Source organism: Pseudomonas sp. KH_050, from assembly GCF_057838875.1.
The window spans coordinates 2,345,444-2,358,424 of sequence record NZ_CM174478.1; the positions used below are offsets into that span (position 1 = coordinate 2,345,444).

Sequence of the window (12,981 nt, forward strand, 5' to 3'; positions counted from 1 at the left end):
CCCTTCAGCTCCCCCCTTCAGCCCTTCGACTACTCACCTCGGCCGGCACATCATCCCCGGCCATGCGCTTGCGGAACAACGCCGCCCGCGCCAGCAGCAGGGTGGTCACCGGCATGCTGATCGACAGCAGAATCGGGATCAGCCAGGCGTGCAGCACCGGACTGGAGTTGAGGCCGGAGAAATAGATGATCGAGGCCAGCGCCACGCACCAGGCGCCCAATGTCGAGGCCAGGGCTGGTGGGTGCATGCGCTGGAAATAGTCCTTCATCCGCACCAGACCGAAAGCGCCAATCAGCGCAAACACACTGCTGAGCACCAGCAGGATGGCCACCGGAATCTCGATCCACAGCGACAGTTCGCTGAGTTCGTTCATTCGATCACCTCGCCACGCAGGAGGAATTTCGCCAGGGCAAACGAGCCGACAAACCCCAGCAAGGCGATCAGCAGCGCCGCTTCGAAGTAGGTGTCACTGGCGTAGCGAATGCCCAGCACCAGCATCATCAGCATGGCGAGAATGTACAGGTAGTCCAGCGCCAGGACCCGGTCCTGGGCCGATGGGCCTTTGAACAGGCGGACCAGGGTCAGGATCATGGCCACGGAAAAGATGAACAGACTCAACAGAACCGCATTCGACAGCAAGGCACTCATTCGAAGATCTCCATCAACGGGCGCTCATAAGTCGCCTTGAAGTGCTGGATGAATTGCGTGTCGTCATCCAGATCGAACACATGCAGTAGCAACACGCTGCGGTCCAGCGCCAGTTCCGACCAGACCGTGCCGGGAATGACCGTGGTGATCATCGACAACGCGGCCAGGCCATTGGCATCGCGCAGGTCCAGCGGCACCTTGATGAACCGCGAGCGCGGCGCCCGCCGCCCGGCGTTCAGCACGCCCCAGGCGACGACCAGGTTGGACACCAGCACGTCGCGCCCGACCAGCAAAAACAACCGCACAATCACCCCGGGCCGACGGATGCGGATCGGCAGCGGGCGCAACGGTTTCATCATCAGCGGTGCGACAAACCCGAGCACGGCACCCAGCAGCAGGTGGCCGGGGCTGACCGACAGGTTAAGCACCAGCCACAACAGCCAGAGCGCCAACGATAACCAGGGAGCAGGGAACAGACGCTTCATGGTTGCACCTCCAGCAGCGCCGCCGTGGCTTGCGGGCTTGGTACGGCGCGCGTACCCAGCACCGCCATGACGTATTGTTGCGGGTCATTCAGGGTATCGGCGGCGGCCTGGGTATAACGCAGCAGCGGTTCGGCCTTGAAGGTCAACAGAATGCTCAGGCCCAGCAGCACGAAGATCGGCACGCATTCGAGGCGCCGCAGCAGTGGCGACGGGCGCTCCGCGGGGGTCCAGAAACGCTGGATGCCCAAGCGCGAGAAGGCGATCAGCGAAGCCAGCCCGGACAGTATCAGCAACGCCAGCAAGCCCCAGGCGGCATTCGAGATGGGCTCGTCTGCCGCATTGCCCAGGCCCGCGGGGTTGAGCAGGGCGCTGAGCAAACTCAGTTTGCCGATAAACCCCGACAGCGGCGGCATGCCGATGATCAGCAGGGCGCAGGCAATGAAGCTCAAGCCGAGAAAGGCCATGGTCCAGGGAATCACCTGGCCGACCACGGCTTTCTGTTCATCATCCAGGTTGGTGCCTTTGGGCGGCTGCAAGGACTCCAGGGGGCGCGGCAGGATCTCGCCCTCATAGTCCAGCGGCACTTCATTGGCCGAGCGCGAACGCTCGATCAGTTCCGCCAGCAGGAACAGCGCGCTCAAGGCCAGGGTCGAGCTGACCAGATAGAACAGCGCGCCAGCGGTAAGGCTCGGCTGGGCGAAGCCGACGGCCGACAGCAGGATGCCTGCCGAGACCAGAATGCTCAGGCTGGCCATGCGCTCCAGCCGTTGCGCGGCGAGAATCGCCAGTGCCGCGCAGACGATCGTCGCCATGCCGCCGTAGATCAGCCAGTCGCCGCCAAAGAAGGCCGAAGCGCCGGCCTGCCCGGAAAACAACAGGGTCCACAAACGCAGCAAGGTGTACACGCCGACCTTGGTCATGATCGCGAACATCGCCGCCACTGGCGCGCTGGCCGCGGAGTAGGCGGGCACCAGCCAGAAATTCAGCGGCCACATGCCAGCCTTGGCCAGGAATGCCACGGCGAGGATCGCCGCACCGGCGTGCAGCAGGCCACGATCGGCTTGCGCTACCAACGGGATCTTCAGCGCCAGGTCGGCCATGTTCAGGGTGCCGGTGACGCCGTAGATCAACGCCGCGCCAATCAGAAACAGCGACGAGGCCAGCAGGTTGATCGAAATGTAATGCAGCCCCGATGACACCCGTGCCCGCCCGGAACCGTGCAGGATCAAACCGTAGGAAGCCGCCAACAGCACTTCGAAGAATACGAACAGGTTGAACAGGTCGGCCGTCAGGAAGGCCCCGTAAAGGCCCATCAGCTGGATCTGGAACAGCGCGTGGAAGCTCGCGCCGGCACTGTCCCAGCGGGCCATGGCGAACAGCAGGGCGCAGACGCCAATGATGCCGGTCAGCACCAGCATCAAGGCCGACAGGCGATCGACCACCAGCACGATGCCGAATGGCACTTGCCAGTTGCCGGGCAGGTAGACGCCGATGGAGCCGGGCACCGCGGTTTGCTCGGTCCACTGCAACAGCAGAATCGAAATCCCCAGGCCGAGCAGGCTCGAGAACAGGTTGATCCGGGCCTTGAGTGGTCGACGTTTTTCCCCGAGCATCATCATCAGGGCGGCTGTCAGCAACGGCAGCAGAATCGGCGCGGCGATCAGGTGGGGCATCCAGCTCATTCCTTAGGCTCCCGGCCATCCACATGGTCGGTACCGGTCAGGCCGCGGGATGCCAGCAGCACCACCAGGAACAAGGCGGTCATGGCGAAGCTGATGACGATGGCGGTCAACACCAACGCCTGCGGCAGCGGGTCGGTGTAGTGCAGCAGATCCTGGGGTACGCCGTCCTTGATGATCGGCTCCTTGCCGATAAACAGGCTGCCCATGCTGAAAATGAACAAGTTGACTCCGTAGGACAACAGGCACAACCCCATCACTACCTGGAAGGTCCGTGGCCGTAATATCAGCCAGACTCCGGAGGCGGCCAGGACCCCAATGGCAATTGCGATGACTTCTTCCATCAGACGACTGCTCCTTGCGGGACAACGGGTTTGGGCTGGCTGCTCGGTTTATGGCCACGCACCGATTGATGCGCCAGCGCCGTGAGGATCAGCAACGTCGAACCCAGCACCACGGCGTACACGCCGATATCGAAGAACAGCGCGCTGGCGATATGGATATCGCCGACGATCGGCAGTTCGAAATGCCAGGTGTGGGTGGTCAGGAACGGATAACCGACAGCCATCGCACCCAGCCCGGTGACGGTGGCGAATAGCAGCCCGGTGCCCATCCAGCGCACCGGCCGCAGGCTCATCTGCGCTTCGACCCACTGGGTGCCGGCGACCATGTATTGCAGGATGAACGCCACCGACATCACCAACCCGGCGACGAACCCGCCGCCCGGCTGGTTGTGCCCGCGCATGAACAGGTAGAACGACACCACCAGGGCAATCGGCAGCAGCAGCCGCACCAGCACCGCCGGAACCATCATGAAACCCAGCGCGGTGTCGCTGGCGTGGCGCGGGTTGACCAGATCGGTCACGACGTCGGGTGCCAGCAGGCGCTGCTGAGCCGGCAGCTGCATGCTTTCCTTGGGTGGGCGGAAGCGTCGCAGCAGGGCGAATACGCTCAGGGCCACGGCCGCCAGCACGGTGACTTCGCCGAGGGTATCGAAGCCACGGAAGTCCACCAGCATCACGTTGACCACGTTGCTGCCACCGCCTTCGGGCAGGGCGCGGCTGAGGTAGAACGAGGAGATGTCGTTGGGGGTCTGCCGGGTCAGCATGGCGTAGGACAACAACGCCATGCCGCCACCAACGACCGTCGACAGCAGCAGGTCGCGCAGTCGACGCACCCGCGCCTTGCGCAGGCTGCTCGGCAGCGGCGAGACTTCTTCGATCCGTCGGGGCAACCAGCGCAGTCCCAGCAGGATCAGCACCGTGGTCACCACCTCGACCACCAGTTGGGTCAGGGCCAGGTCCGGCGCCGAAAACCAGACGAAGGTCACGCAGGTCATCAAACCGCAGACGCTGACCATGGTCAGGGCCGCGAGCCGGTGATACTTGGCTTGCCAGGCGGCGCCGAGGGCGCAGGCAATCGCCAGCAGCCAGAGGGTGACAAAGACGATCGAGCCGGGAATCTTCGGCCGGTCGCCCCAGCTCAGGCTGCTGTGGAGCATCGGGATCAGCCCGGCGAGCACTGCCGCCAGCACCAGCAGGAACAGTTGGCTTTGCAGGCGCCGGGTGCTGATCCATCGTTCGCTGCGCCGAGCCAGGCGCATCATGACCACCAGGCTGCGCTCGAACATCCGCTTGCCATTGAAGTGGCCGATGATCGGCGGGTAGTTGAACCGCCCGCGCTTGAGCTGCTTGCGCAACAGCAGGTAGAGCAGGATGCCGCCGGACATGGCGATCAGACTCATGATCATCGGCGCGTTCCAGCCGTGCCAGATCGCCAGGCTGTACTCGGGCAGCGTGCCGACCACCGGCAAGGCTGCGGCCGCCAGCACCGGACCGACCACCTGGGCCGGGAAAATCCCCACCACCAGGCAGGCGAACACCAGCAACTCGACCGGCGCGCGCATCCAGCGCGGTGGTTCGTGCGGGGTATGCGGGAGGTCAGTGGCGGTCGGACCGAAAAACACATCGGCGGTGAAGCGCAGCGAATAGGCGACGCTGAACGTGCCGGCGATAGTCGCGACCACTGGCAGGGTCATTTCGACCCAGGCGGTGGCGGAAATGAACACGGTTTCAGCGAAGAACATCTCTTTCGACAAAAAGCCGTTGAGCAGCGGCACGCCGGCCATCGAGGCGCTGGCAACCATGGCCAGGGTGGCGGTGAACGGAATCAGCCGGATCAAACCGCTGAGTTTGCGGATGTCGCGGGTGCCGCTTTCATGATCGATGATGCCGGCGGCCATGAACAACGAGGCTTTGAAGGTGGCGTGGTTGAGAATATGGAACACCGCCGCCACCGCGGCCAGCGGACTGTTCAGGCCCAGCAACAGGGTGATCAGGCCCAGATGGCTGATGGTCGAGTAGGCGAGCAGGCCTTTGAGGTCGTTCTGGAACATTGCGCAATAGGCGCCCAGCAACAGGGTGCAGGCACCGGCTCCGCCGACGATGTAGAACCATTCTTCGCTGCCGGAAAGTGACGGCCAGAGCCGCGCCAGGAGGAACACCCCGGCCTTGACCATGGTTGCCGAGTGCAGGTAGGCCGAGACCGGTGTCGGGGCGGCCATGGCGTGGGGCAGCCAGAAGTGGAAGGGGAACTGTGCGCTTTTGCTCAAGGCGCCGATCAGGATCAGCGGCAGCAGGACCGGGTACAGGGCATGGGCGCGGATCAGGTCACCGGCGGCCAGCACCTTGTCCAGGTCATAGCTGCCGACGACATGGCCGAGCAGCATGACCCCCGCCAGCAGGCACAAACCGCCCGCGCCGGTCACCATCAGCGCCATATAGGCACCTCGGCGGGCGTCGGCGCGGTGGTGCCAATAGCCGATCAACAGGAACGAGAACAGACTGGTCAGTTCCCAGAAAAATACCATTTGAATCAGGTTGCCGGAGATCACCAGCCCGAGCATGGCGCCCATGAAGGCCAGGAAAAACGCAAAGAAGCGCGGCACCGGATCTTCCGGCGACATGTAATAACGCGCGTACAGCGATACCAGTGTGCCAATGCCCAGCACCAGCATCGAGAACAGCCAGGCGAAACCGTCCATGCGCAGGACGAAATTCAAGCCCAGGCTGGGTAGCCAGAAAAACTCTTCGCGAATCACGCCGCCATCGGCGATCTGCGGGTAGAGCAGGGCGACCTGGATGGTGCCGATCAGGGCAACCACACCGGCGAGCAGGGATTCGGTATTACGCGCGTTGTGCGGCAGCACGGCCGCCAGACAACTGCCGATAAAAGGCAAAAGCAGTAGAACTATCAGGGACATAGGCTTCTAATCTGCGGAGTTTGTGATGAATCATACGTGCCGGGCCCCGGATCACCAACTGCCAAGCTGTGGCAGGATCCTACAAGGTAGGCGGAAAAGTCTGGGCTTCATTGTTTTGAAGAGCGATGTGTCGGCATCAGATTTTGGTTGTCTGCGAAAAGATCGCAGCCTGCGGCAGCTCCTACGGGATTGCATGCACCCACAACATCGCGGGTGTATTCGGTCGACGCGTAGGAGCTGCCGCAGGCTGCGATCTTTTGGCCGTTCAGGCTACCTCAGGGTTTCCCGCTCCGGCTCTTCCTCAGCGTCAACCGTACCCCTGCCCTTGGTCTTCAACTCGCTGACGATCACCGCCGCCACGATCAACCCGGCACCGAGCAAGGCAATCGCGGGCAATCGCTCACCGGCAATCCGCCCGACGATCCCGGCCCACACCGGTTCGCCGGCATAGATCAGGGTCGCACGGGTCGGTGAGACGCTTTTCTGCGCCCAGTTCATCGCCACCTGAATCGCCGCGCTGGCCGCGCCAAGACCTACGGCGCTGATCAGCAGCAGCCAGGAAAACCCGGGAATGGCTTCCTGGGTCGGCACCACCATCAGGAACGCCAGTACCGAGGTAACGGCCAGTTGCACAACCGTGACCCGGCGCACATCGACCTGCCCGGCGTAGGTACTGATCAGAATGATTTCGGCGGCAATCGCGATGGCGCTGATCAGCGTGGCGATTTCCCCCGGGCTGAAATTCAGCGATGCCCCGGCAGGACCCGAGATCAGCATCAGGCCGGTGAACGCCAGCATGATGCCGATACTCGGCATCAGTCCTGGCCGCCGCCCGAGCACCAGCCATTGCAGCAGCGGTACAAAAGGCACGTAGAGCGCGGTAATGAACGCCGACTGACTGCTGGGGATGGTCTGTAAACCGACGGTCTGCAGACCGTAACCGAGCATGATCGCCACGCCGATGAACGCCCCTGCCTTGAACTCGAACAGGCTCAGATTGCGCAAATGCCGGGCCGAGAACAGCGCCACCAGGCCAGCTGCCGCCGCGAACCGCAGGCCGACGAAAAACATCGGGCCGCTGACAGTCATTGCGTGCTGCACCAGCAGAAATGTCCCGCCCCAGATCATGGTAATCAGCACCAGCACGCACTCGGCTTTGCTGAACCGGGAGAACAGGGGAGAGGATGGAGATTTCACCGACGTCATGGCCTTGCGCGCTACCTGAGGGCGACGCACAATGCGCCTGAAGTTGGGCAGTATACTGCGCAAACCTGTCAAGTGAGCAATATAGTGCACAAAGATCCTACGCAACGCGCTTCCGTCCTGCAGCACGTCAGCCAGAACGTGCGTCGGCTGCGGCATGCCGCGCAGTTGAGCCAGACCGCGCTGGCGGAAAAATCCGGGGTCAGCCGGCGAATGCTGGTGGCCATCGAAGCCGGCGAAAAGAACGTCAGCCTGACCACCCTGGATCGGGTCGCCGAAGCCCTGGACGTTGCCTTCAGCGACCTGATCCAGGCCCCCGATGCCCGCGACCCGAGCCGCATCAACGAGCTGGCCTGGGCAGGGGTGATTCCCGGCAGCAAAGCGGTGCTGCTGGCCAAGGCGACGGCCAGTCGTGAAGTCGAGTTGTGGGAATGGCGGCTGGAACCGGGCGAACAGTACTTGTCGGAACCGGACGCCGAGGGCTGGAGCGAGCAACTTTATGTGTTCGAAGGCTGCCTGACATTGATGCTCGGCGATCAGGCGCACACGCTTGAAGCCGGGGAGTTCTTCATGTACGCCAGTCACCAACCTCATTCCTACCGCAACGACGGTTTGGTGGCGGCGCGATTCGTGCGTAACGTGGTGATTTGAGCCAGGCAACCCACAAGTTACCTGCACACCGCCTATTTTGTGGTGTGTCGGGTTTTCTGTGGAAAGGTGCCGGGCGCTGATGACTGTCCTACTTTGGTACTACTGGACGGGCCGTCCATGGTTTTGCGCCTATCATCGTTCAGGAAATTTTCGAGATCATCGCGCAGCATTCCGATCGCCGGGTAAATATTAATGTGGCGTTGAAACAGGCCCCCCACAGTGACAAGTGAGCACAGCATGAGCGAAACCAAAAGCCCACAGGCGACCGACGTCAGCCGCAGCGCGGACATATTGATTGTCGGCGGTGGCCTGAGCGGGGCGTTGCTGGCGGCGCAGCTGTTGCGTCTGCCGGGCCAACGCCGGCTGCTGGTCATTGAGCCGCGCGCCGAACTGGGACGCGGTGAGGCCTACAGTGCGGTCGAGTTGGGGCATACCTTGAACGGCAACGCGGCACGCATGAGTGTCGACCCGGACAACGCCGATGACTTGACTCAATGGCTCGGCGAGTTCATCGCCGCCGGTGGCTGGCCGGAGTCGGATCAGCAGCATGTGCCGGTCAGCGAGTTGTTCCCGCCGCGGGGGATTTTTGGCCTGTACGTGCAGCAGCGCCTGGCCGAAGCCCAGGTCGTCGGTGCGCAGCAGGGCTCCAGTGTCGAGCATGTCCGTGGCGAAGCGGTCGATCTGCAAATGGACCAACGCGGCGCGCTGTTGACCCTGGATGACGGCAGACAATTGCGCGGGGCTTTCGCGGTTCTGGCCACTGGCCTGTTCCCGGCCGCGCGTACGCCGCAAACCGAGTCCAGTGGCTTGAACACGGCCGCGCTGGACCCTTGGGATGTTGCGGCGATGGCCCGGCTCGATCCCCAGGCCAGGGTGCTGATTATCGGCTCCGGGTTGACCATGGTCGATGCCGTGGTGTCGCTGGAGCAGGCCGGGCATCGCGGACCGATCGAGGTGTTTTCCCGGCACGGGCTGTTGCCCCATGTTCGTCGCCAGCCGCCGGCCTGGGTGGATTTTCTCGCCGAAGACCCGAGCATCCGCAGCCCCGGACAGCTGATGCGCGAACTGCGTCGCCAGTGCCAGGCGGCAATGGCGGCCGGTATCGACTGGCAAGCGCCGCTGGACACTGTGCGCGTACATATCGGTCGCCTGTGGAGCCAGGCGACTGACGAGCAGCGCCGGCAGTTCGTGCGCCACGTACGGCCATGGTGGGAGAGTCATCATCACCGCTCGCCGCCGCTGAGTGCCGAACTGGTGGAGCGTTTGCATAACGAGGGACGTTTGCGGATTCAGGCGGCGTCGTTCAAGGGCCTCGAACCGTCGGCTGACGGCCAGGTGAGCATTCGCCTGCGTCGGCGCGGTGAGATGCACACTTGCGTGGTCAGCGGTGGAGCGCTGATCAACTCCAGCGGCATCGAATACGACTGGCGCCGAGTGGCCCGGCCGCTGCCGCAGCAGCTGCTGGCGCGCGGTCTGATTCAACCGGGGCCGCTGGCCCTGGGGATCGCCGCCGATCCTGGCGGCGCCCTGATCAATGCCCGGGGGCAAGTCGCCGAGCGGCTGTTCGCCATGGGCCCGCCGTTGCGTGGCATGTGGTGGGAAAGTACTGCGGTGACCGACGTGGCCAGTCAGGCCAAGGCATTGGCGCAACGGTTGGTGGAGCGGCAGTGTTAGTGACTGATGCATAGATTGCATCCCGTAGCAGCTGCCGAAGGCTGCGTCCGGCCGCGTAGCGGTCGTAGAATCAGACACCGCGGTTTTTCTGGTTAACCGTGGAAGCATTTGCGACGTTCGATGTCGGGTGCTGCTCTTTAACCTGATCCTCGATCAAGCCCGCGAAGAAGATGGCTCGGGTTTTCCTGCTAGAACCCTATCGTCTGCTGCAGCATCCTGGCGGCGGATGAATCCGCCGGGCTGACCATCGCGTAGTTGTACCCGGCCCCCGACCAGTACTCGGCCTGCAATTCGCCGTCACTTCGGCTGCCACGGGGCAGCAGTTTGTTTTTCGGTCCTGGTGGGCGGATGTAGAAGCTGACCTTGCGCCCGTCCTGATCCTCATACAACACCATCGCCGCCGGGCCCTGGTCGGTGCTCAACAAGCGTGCGCTGACGGCCTTGAACCCGGCGTGCCGCAGGTCGGGCAGGCGGTTGGCATGGTTGAAGTAACGGTCGAGCCAGGCTTGCATATCGCCGTTGTTCTGCACTTTCAGGTCGGCCGGCAGGATGCCTTGCTGGGCGAACATCCGGTACGCCTGCATGGCATCGGTCATCGGTGGCGACGCCCCGGTCATGGTCATTTCCCGCGCCTGCCAGCCGCTCAAGCCACCGACACCGACTGCAATCAACAGCAGGGCGGCACTGGCCAGATGTCGTCGGGTCTGACGTTTGAGGCGCTGGCGGATGACCAGCGGATCGTGGTCCGGGTTGGCCGGGTGCTGCAGGGTACCGCTCAGGGCGGCGCGCAATTGTTGGGCATCCTGCTGCCAGGCTTCGATTCGCGCGGCGACCTCGGGCTGAGCGCACAGGTAGGTTTCGACCAGACGCCGTTCGGCATCGCTGAGTTGATGGTCGACATAAGCGTGCAGGTCGCGTTCGCTTGGAGGCGTGTTGATCATTTGAGTATCCGCAGAGAAGGGCTGGTGATCTCGCCGTCGCTGAGCTGGCGCAAGGCCTGGCGGGCGCGGGACAGGCGAGACATCACGGTGCCGGTGGGGACGTCGAGAATCTCGGCGACCTCTTTGTAACTCAAGCCTTCCACCGAGACCCAGAGCAGCAGGGCGCGCTGCTCGGCGGTCAGCCGGTCGAATGCCTGGAGGGTCGATAACGCGATCACTGTGCGCTCCACCGAAGGCTGTGCATCGTCGCGCCCGGTGAAAAACTCCAGCATCCGCGCATAACGTCGCGAGCGCCGATGGGCGTCGAGAAACTGTCGATAAAGAATCGAGAACAGCCAGGCCCGCAGATCGCCGTCGGGGCGTTTGTCGCCCCAACCCGACAGCGCCCGCTCAAGGCACGACTGCACCAGATCGTCAGCGCTGCTGGAGTTACGGGTCAAGGATACGGCGAAGCGTCTGAGCCGCGGAATAAGTGGGCGTAACTGTTCGTCGAGATCGTTCATGAAATTCTGGCTGGTCTTGGGACTTGAGAGACGCCCCGTACTCAAGATTATTCCAGCCCCTGGAAAATAAACATCGGGCGATGGAATAAACCCTGCCGGGCTTCGTCTGATTGATCCTTGTCATTTGCGGCCCACGGCCTGGAGTTTTTCATGGTTAATCGCTCACCACCGCCACTGAGTACCGCGAGTCTGACGCTGCGCCTGGTAGGGATTGGTGTGGTGGTCGCGGCGATTGCCGGGGTGTTTGCCTATGTCAACGGCACCTTCGACCCGCAACGCCTGACGCCCAAGGCGTTGGTCGATGTACTGGAGAAAAACAACGGGGTGCATCCCGGATTCCGTCGTAATCACGCCAAAGGCGTGTGTGTGGCCGGTTATTTCGAGAGCAGTGGTCAGGCCCGTGAGTTTTCCCGCGCCCAGGTGTTCGGTGAGGCGCGTACGCCAGTGGTGGGGCGCTTTGCGTTGCCCAGCGGTAATCCCTATGCGCCGGACAGTAGCGTGCCGATCCGTAGCCTGGCGTTGCGTTTCAACCTTGCCAACGGCCAGCAATGGCGTACCGGGATGAATAGCATGCCGGTATTCCCGGTGGGTACGCCCGAAGCCTTCTATCAACTGCAACAGGCCAATTCTCCGGACCCGGCCACCGGTAAGCCCAATCCGGCGAGTCCCCCGGCGTTCTTTGCCGCGCACCCTGAAACCGCGCCGTTCCTGCAATGGGTCAAGACCGCCAAACCTTCGGCCAGCTACGCCACCGAAACCTATAACGGTATCAATGCCTTTTATCTGGTGAACGCGGCGGGTAAGCGTCAGGCCGTGCGCTGGAGCGTGGCGCCACTTGTTCAGGATGCAGCGGGAGCCAGTGCGCCTGAAGGTGCCGACTTCCTGGAAAAAGATCTGGTGCAGCGGCTGGCCGCCGGACCCTTGCGTTGGCAGTTGAACATCACCTTGGCCAACCCCGCAGATCCCACCCATGACGCCAGCAAAGCCTGGCCGAACGATAGAAGGGTGTTGAATGCCGGCACCCTGGTGCTTGAGCGCACCCAGGCACAAAGCAACGGCGAGTGCCGCGACATCAATTACGACCCGCTGATCCTGCCGAGCGGGATCGAAGGGTCCGACGACCCGCTGCTGGCTGCCCGCTCTGCGGCGTATGCCAAGTCTTACCTGCGGCGCGCCAGCGAAGTCAGCCAGTTGCCTGCCGCTACCCAGGAGTCGCACCCATGAGCGCCCAACCCAATCATTTCGCACCCCTGGCGCGGCTGCTGCACTGGCTGATGGCGCTGATGGTGATTGCCATGCTGTTTATCGGCGCGGGCATGGCGGCCTCGGTGTCCGCGCGGCACGAATGGCTGATCCATATCCACAAACCCTTGGGCGTGGCGATTCTACTGCTGGTGATCGTGCGCCTGGTGGTGCGCTTCTCGACCCGGCAACCGCTGTTGCCGGCTGACCTGCCCGGTTGGCAAGTGCTGGCGGCCAAGGGATCCCACGTGTTGCTATACGCCTTGATGCTGATCCTGCCGCTGCTGGGTTGGGCCATGATCTCGGCGGCCGGTGACCCGGTGATGCTCGGCGGTTCGGTGCAACTGCCGTCGATATTGCCGGCCAATGCCCAGGTGTTCGCCTTCCTGCGCAAGGCTCACGGTTACCTCGCGTACCTGCTGTTCCTGACTGTGCTGCTGCACCTGGCGGCGGCGCTGTTCCATGGTTGGGTGCGCCGGGACGGGGTGCTGCAGAGCATGTTGTTCGGCAAGGATCAGGGCTGAAAATCCGGGCAACGCCTGGCTCTGTGGTGAAGGGGACTTGCCCTGATGCCAGTCAGTGAGGGATTGGACGCTCCCAAAAGATCGCAGCCTGCGGCAGCTCCTACAGAGGTTTATGTACACCCACCAGATTGCAGGTGTACCCGGTCAGCGTAGGAGCTGCCGCCAGGCT

13 protein-coding genes and 1 pseudogene are annotated in these 12,981 nt (G+C 63.1%); 5 read left to right on the forward strand and 9 right to left on the reverse strand.

Going from position 1 to position 12,981, the window contains the following annotated elements; all coding sequences use genetic code 11:
• Positions 1-4 precede the first annotated feature (4 nt).
• The 7 genes from AC3IUA_RS10705 to AC3IUA_RS10735 form a co-directional block, all read right to left on the reverse strand.
• Positions 5-373: a Na+/H+ antiporter subunit G gene (locus AC3IUA_RS10705; protein WP_489360722.1), complete on the reverse strand. Its 369-nt coding sequence runs from the start codon at positions 371-373 to the stop codon at positions 5-7.
• The gene (locus AC3IUA_RS10710; protein ID WP_489360724.1) at positions 370-648 is read right to left on the reverse strand and encodes a K+/H+ antiporter subunit F; all 279 of its coding nucleotides are present in this window, start codon (positions 646-648) and stop codon (positions 370-372) included. Before AC3IUA_RS10710 ends, AC3IUA_RS10705 begins: the two co-directional genes overlap by 4 nt.
• A complete protein-coding gene (locus AC3IUA_RS10715) occupies positions 645-1,133 on the reverse strand; it encodes a Na+/H+ antiporter subunit E (RefSeq protein WP_489360725.1) in 489 nt (162 codons plus the stop codon). The genes AC3IUA_RS10710 and AC3IUA_RS10715 overlap by 4 nt, the downstream gene beginning before the upstream one ends.
• Positions 1,130-2,815, reverse strand: coding sequence for a monovalent cation/H+ antiporter subunit D (locus tag AC3IUA_RS10720; protein ID WP_489360727.1), 1,686 nt, complete (start codon positions 2,813-2,815; stop codon positions 1,130-1,132). Before AC3IUA_RS10720 ends, AC3IUA_RS10715 begins: the two co-directional genes overlap by 4 nt.
• Positions 2,812-3,156, reverse strand: a complete 345-nt coding sequence (locus AC3IUA_RS10725; RefSeq protein WP_007986256.1) for a Na+/H+ antiporter subunit C — start codon at positions 3,154-3,156, stop codon at positions 2,812-2,814. Before AC3IUA_RS10725 ends, AC3IUA_RS10720 begins: the two co-directional genes overlap by 4 nt.
• Complete coding sequence (locus AC3IUA_RS10730) at positions 3,156-6,074, reverse strand: monovalent cation/H+ antiporter subunit A (RefSeq protein ID WP_489360729.1); 2,919 nt, start codon at positions 6,072-6,074, stop codon at positions 3,156-3,158. Before AC3IUA_RS10730 ends, AC3IUA_RS10725 begins: the two co-directional genes overlap by 1 nt.
• 270 nt (positions 6,075-6,344) lie before the next feature.
• On the reverse strand, positions 6,345-7,370 hold the full coding sequence (locus AC3IUA_RS10735) for a DMT family transporter (protein ID WP_489360730.1): 1,026 nt from the start codon (positions 7,368-7,370) through the stop codon (positions 6,345-6,347).
• On the opposite strand from AC3IUA_RS10735, the gene AC3IUA_RS10740 reads away from it, so the two are divergent.
• The 3 genes and pseudogenes from AC3IUA_RS10740 to AC3IUA_RS10750 all read left to right on the forward strand — a co-directional run bounded on the left by AC3IUA_RS10740 (position 7,365) and on the right by AC3IUA_RS10750 (position 9,602).
• Entirely contained in the window at positions 7,365-7,928 is a 564-nt protein-coding gene (locus tag AC3IUA_RS10740) for a helix-turn-helix domain-containing protein (protein WP_489360732.1), read from the forward strand. The two genes, AC3IUA_RS10735 and AC3IUA_RS10740, sit on opposite strands and share 6 nt — an antisense overlap.
• 87 nt (positions 7,929-8,015) lie before the next feature.
• Positions 8,016-8,140 (forward strand): annotated as a pseudogene (locus AC3IUA_RS10745) (ABC transporter ATP-binding protein); the annotation flags it as partial.
• Between the two features lie 25 nt (positions 8,141-8,165).
• Positions 8,166-9,602 (forward strand): FAD/NAD(P)-binding protein, encoded by a 1,437-nt coding sequence (locus AC3IUA_RS10750; protein WP_489360734.1) that lies wholly within the window; start codon positions 8,166-8,168, stop codon positions 9,600-9,602.
• Positions 9,603-9,790: 188 nt separating this feature from the next.
• On the opposite strand, the gene AC3IUA_RS10755 is transcribed toward AC3IUA_RS10750, so the two are convergent.
• Together AC3IUA_RS10755 and AC3IUA_RS10760 are read right to left on the reverse strand one after the other, a co-directional pair.
• Positions 9,791-10,543, reverse strand: coding sequence for an anti-sigma factor family protein (locus AC3IUA_RS10755; protein ID WP_489360736.1), 753 nt, complete (start codon positions 10,541-10,543; stop codon positions 9,791-9,793).
• Entirely contained in the window at positions 10,540-11,046 is a 507-nt protein-coding gene (locus tag AC3IUA_RS10760) for a sigma-70 family RNA polymerase sigma factor (RefSeq protein ID WP_489360738.1), read from the reverse strand. The genes AC3IUA_RS10755 and AC3IUA_RS10760 overlap by 4 nt, the downstream gene beginning before the upstream one ends.
• A 150-nt stretch (positions 11,047-11,196) precedes the next feature.
• Here AC3IUA_RS10760 and AC3IUA_RS10765 point away from each other — a divergent pair, with 150 nt between their 5' ends.
• The gene (locus AC3IUA_RS10765; protein WP_489360740.1) at positions 11,197-12,270 is read left to right on the forward strand and encodes a catalase family peroxidase; all 1,074 of its coding nucleotides are present in this window, start codon (positions 11,197-11,199) and stop codon (positions 12,268-12,270) included.
• The gene (locus AC3IUA_RS10770) at positions 12,267-12,812 is read left to right on the forward strand and encodes a cytochrome b (protein WP_489360742.1); all 546 of its coding nucleotides are present in this window, start codon (positions 12,267-12,269) and stop codon (positions 12,810-12,812) included. Before AC3IUA_RS10765 ends, AC3IUA_RS10770 begins: the two co-directional genes overlap by 4 nt.
• Positions 12,813-12,981 lie beyond the last annotated feature (169 nt).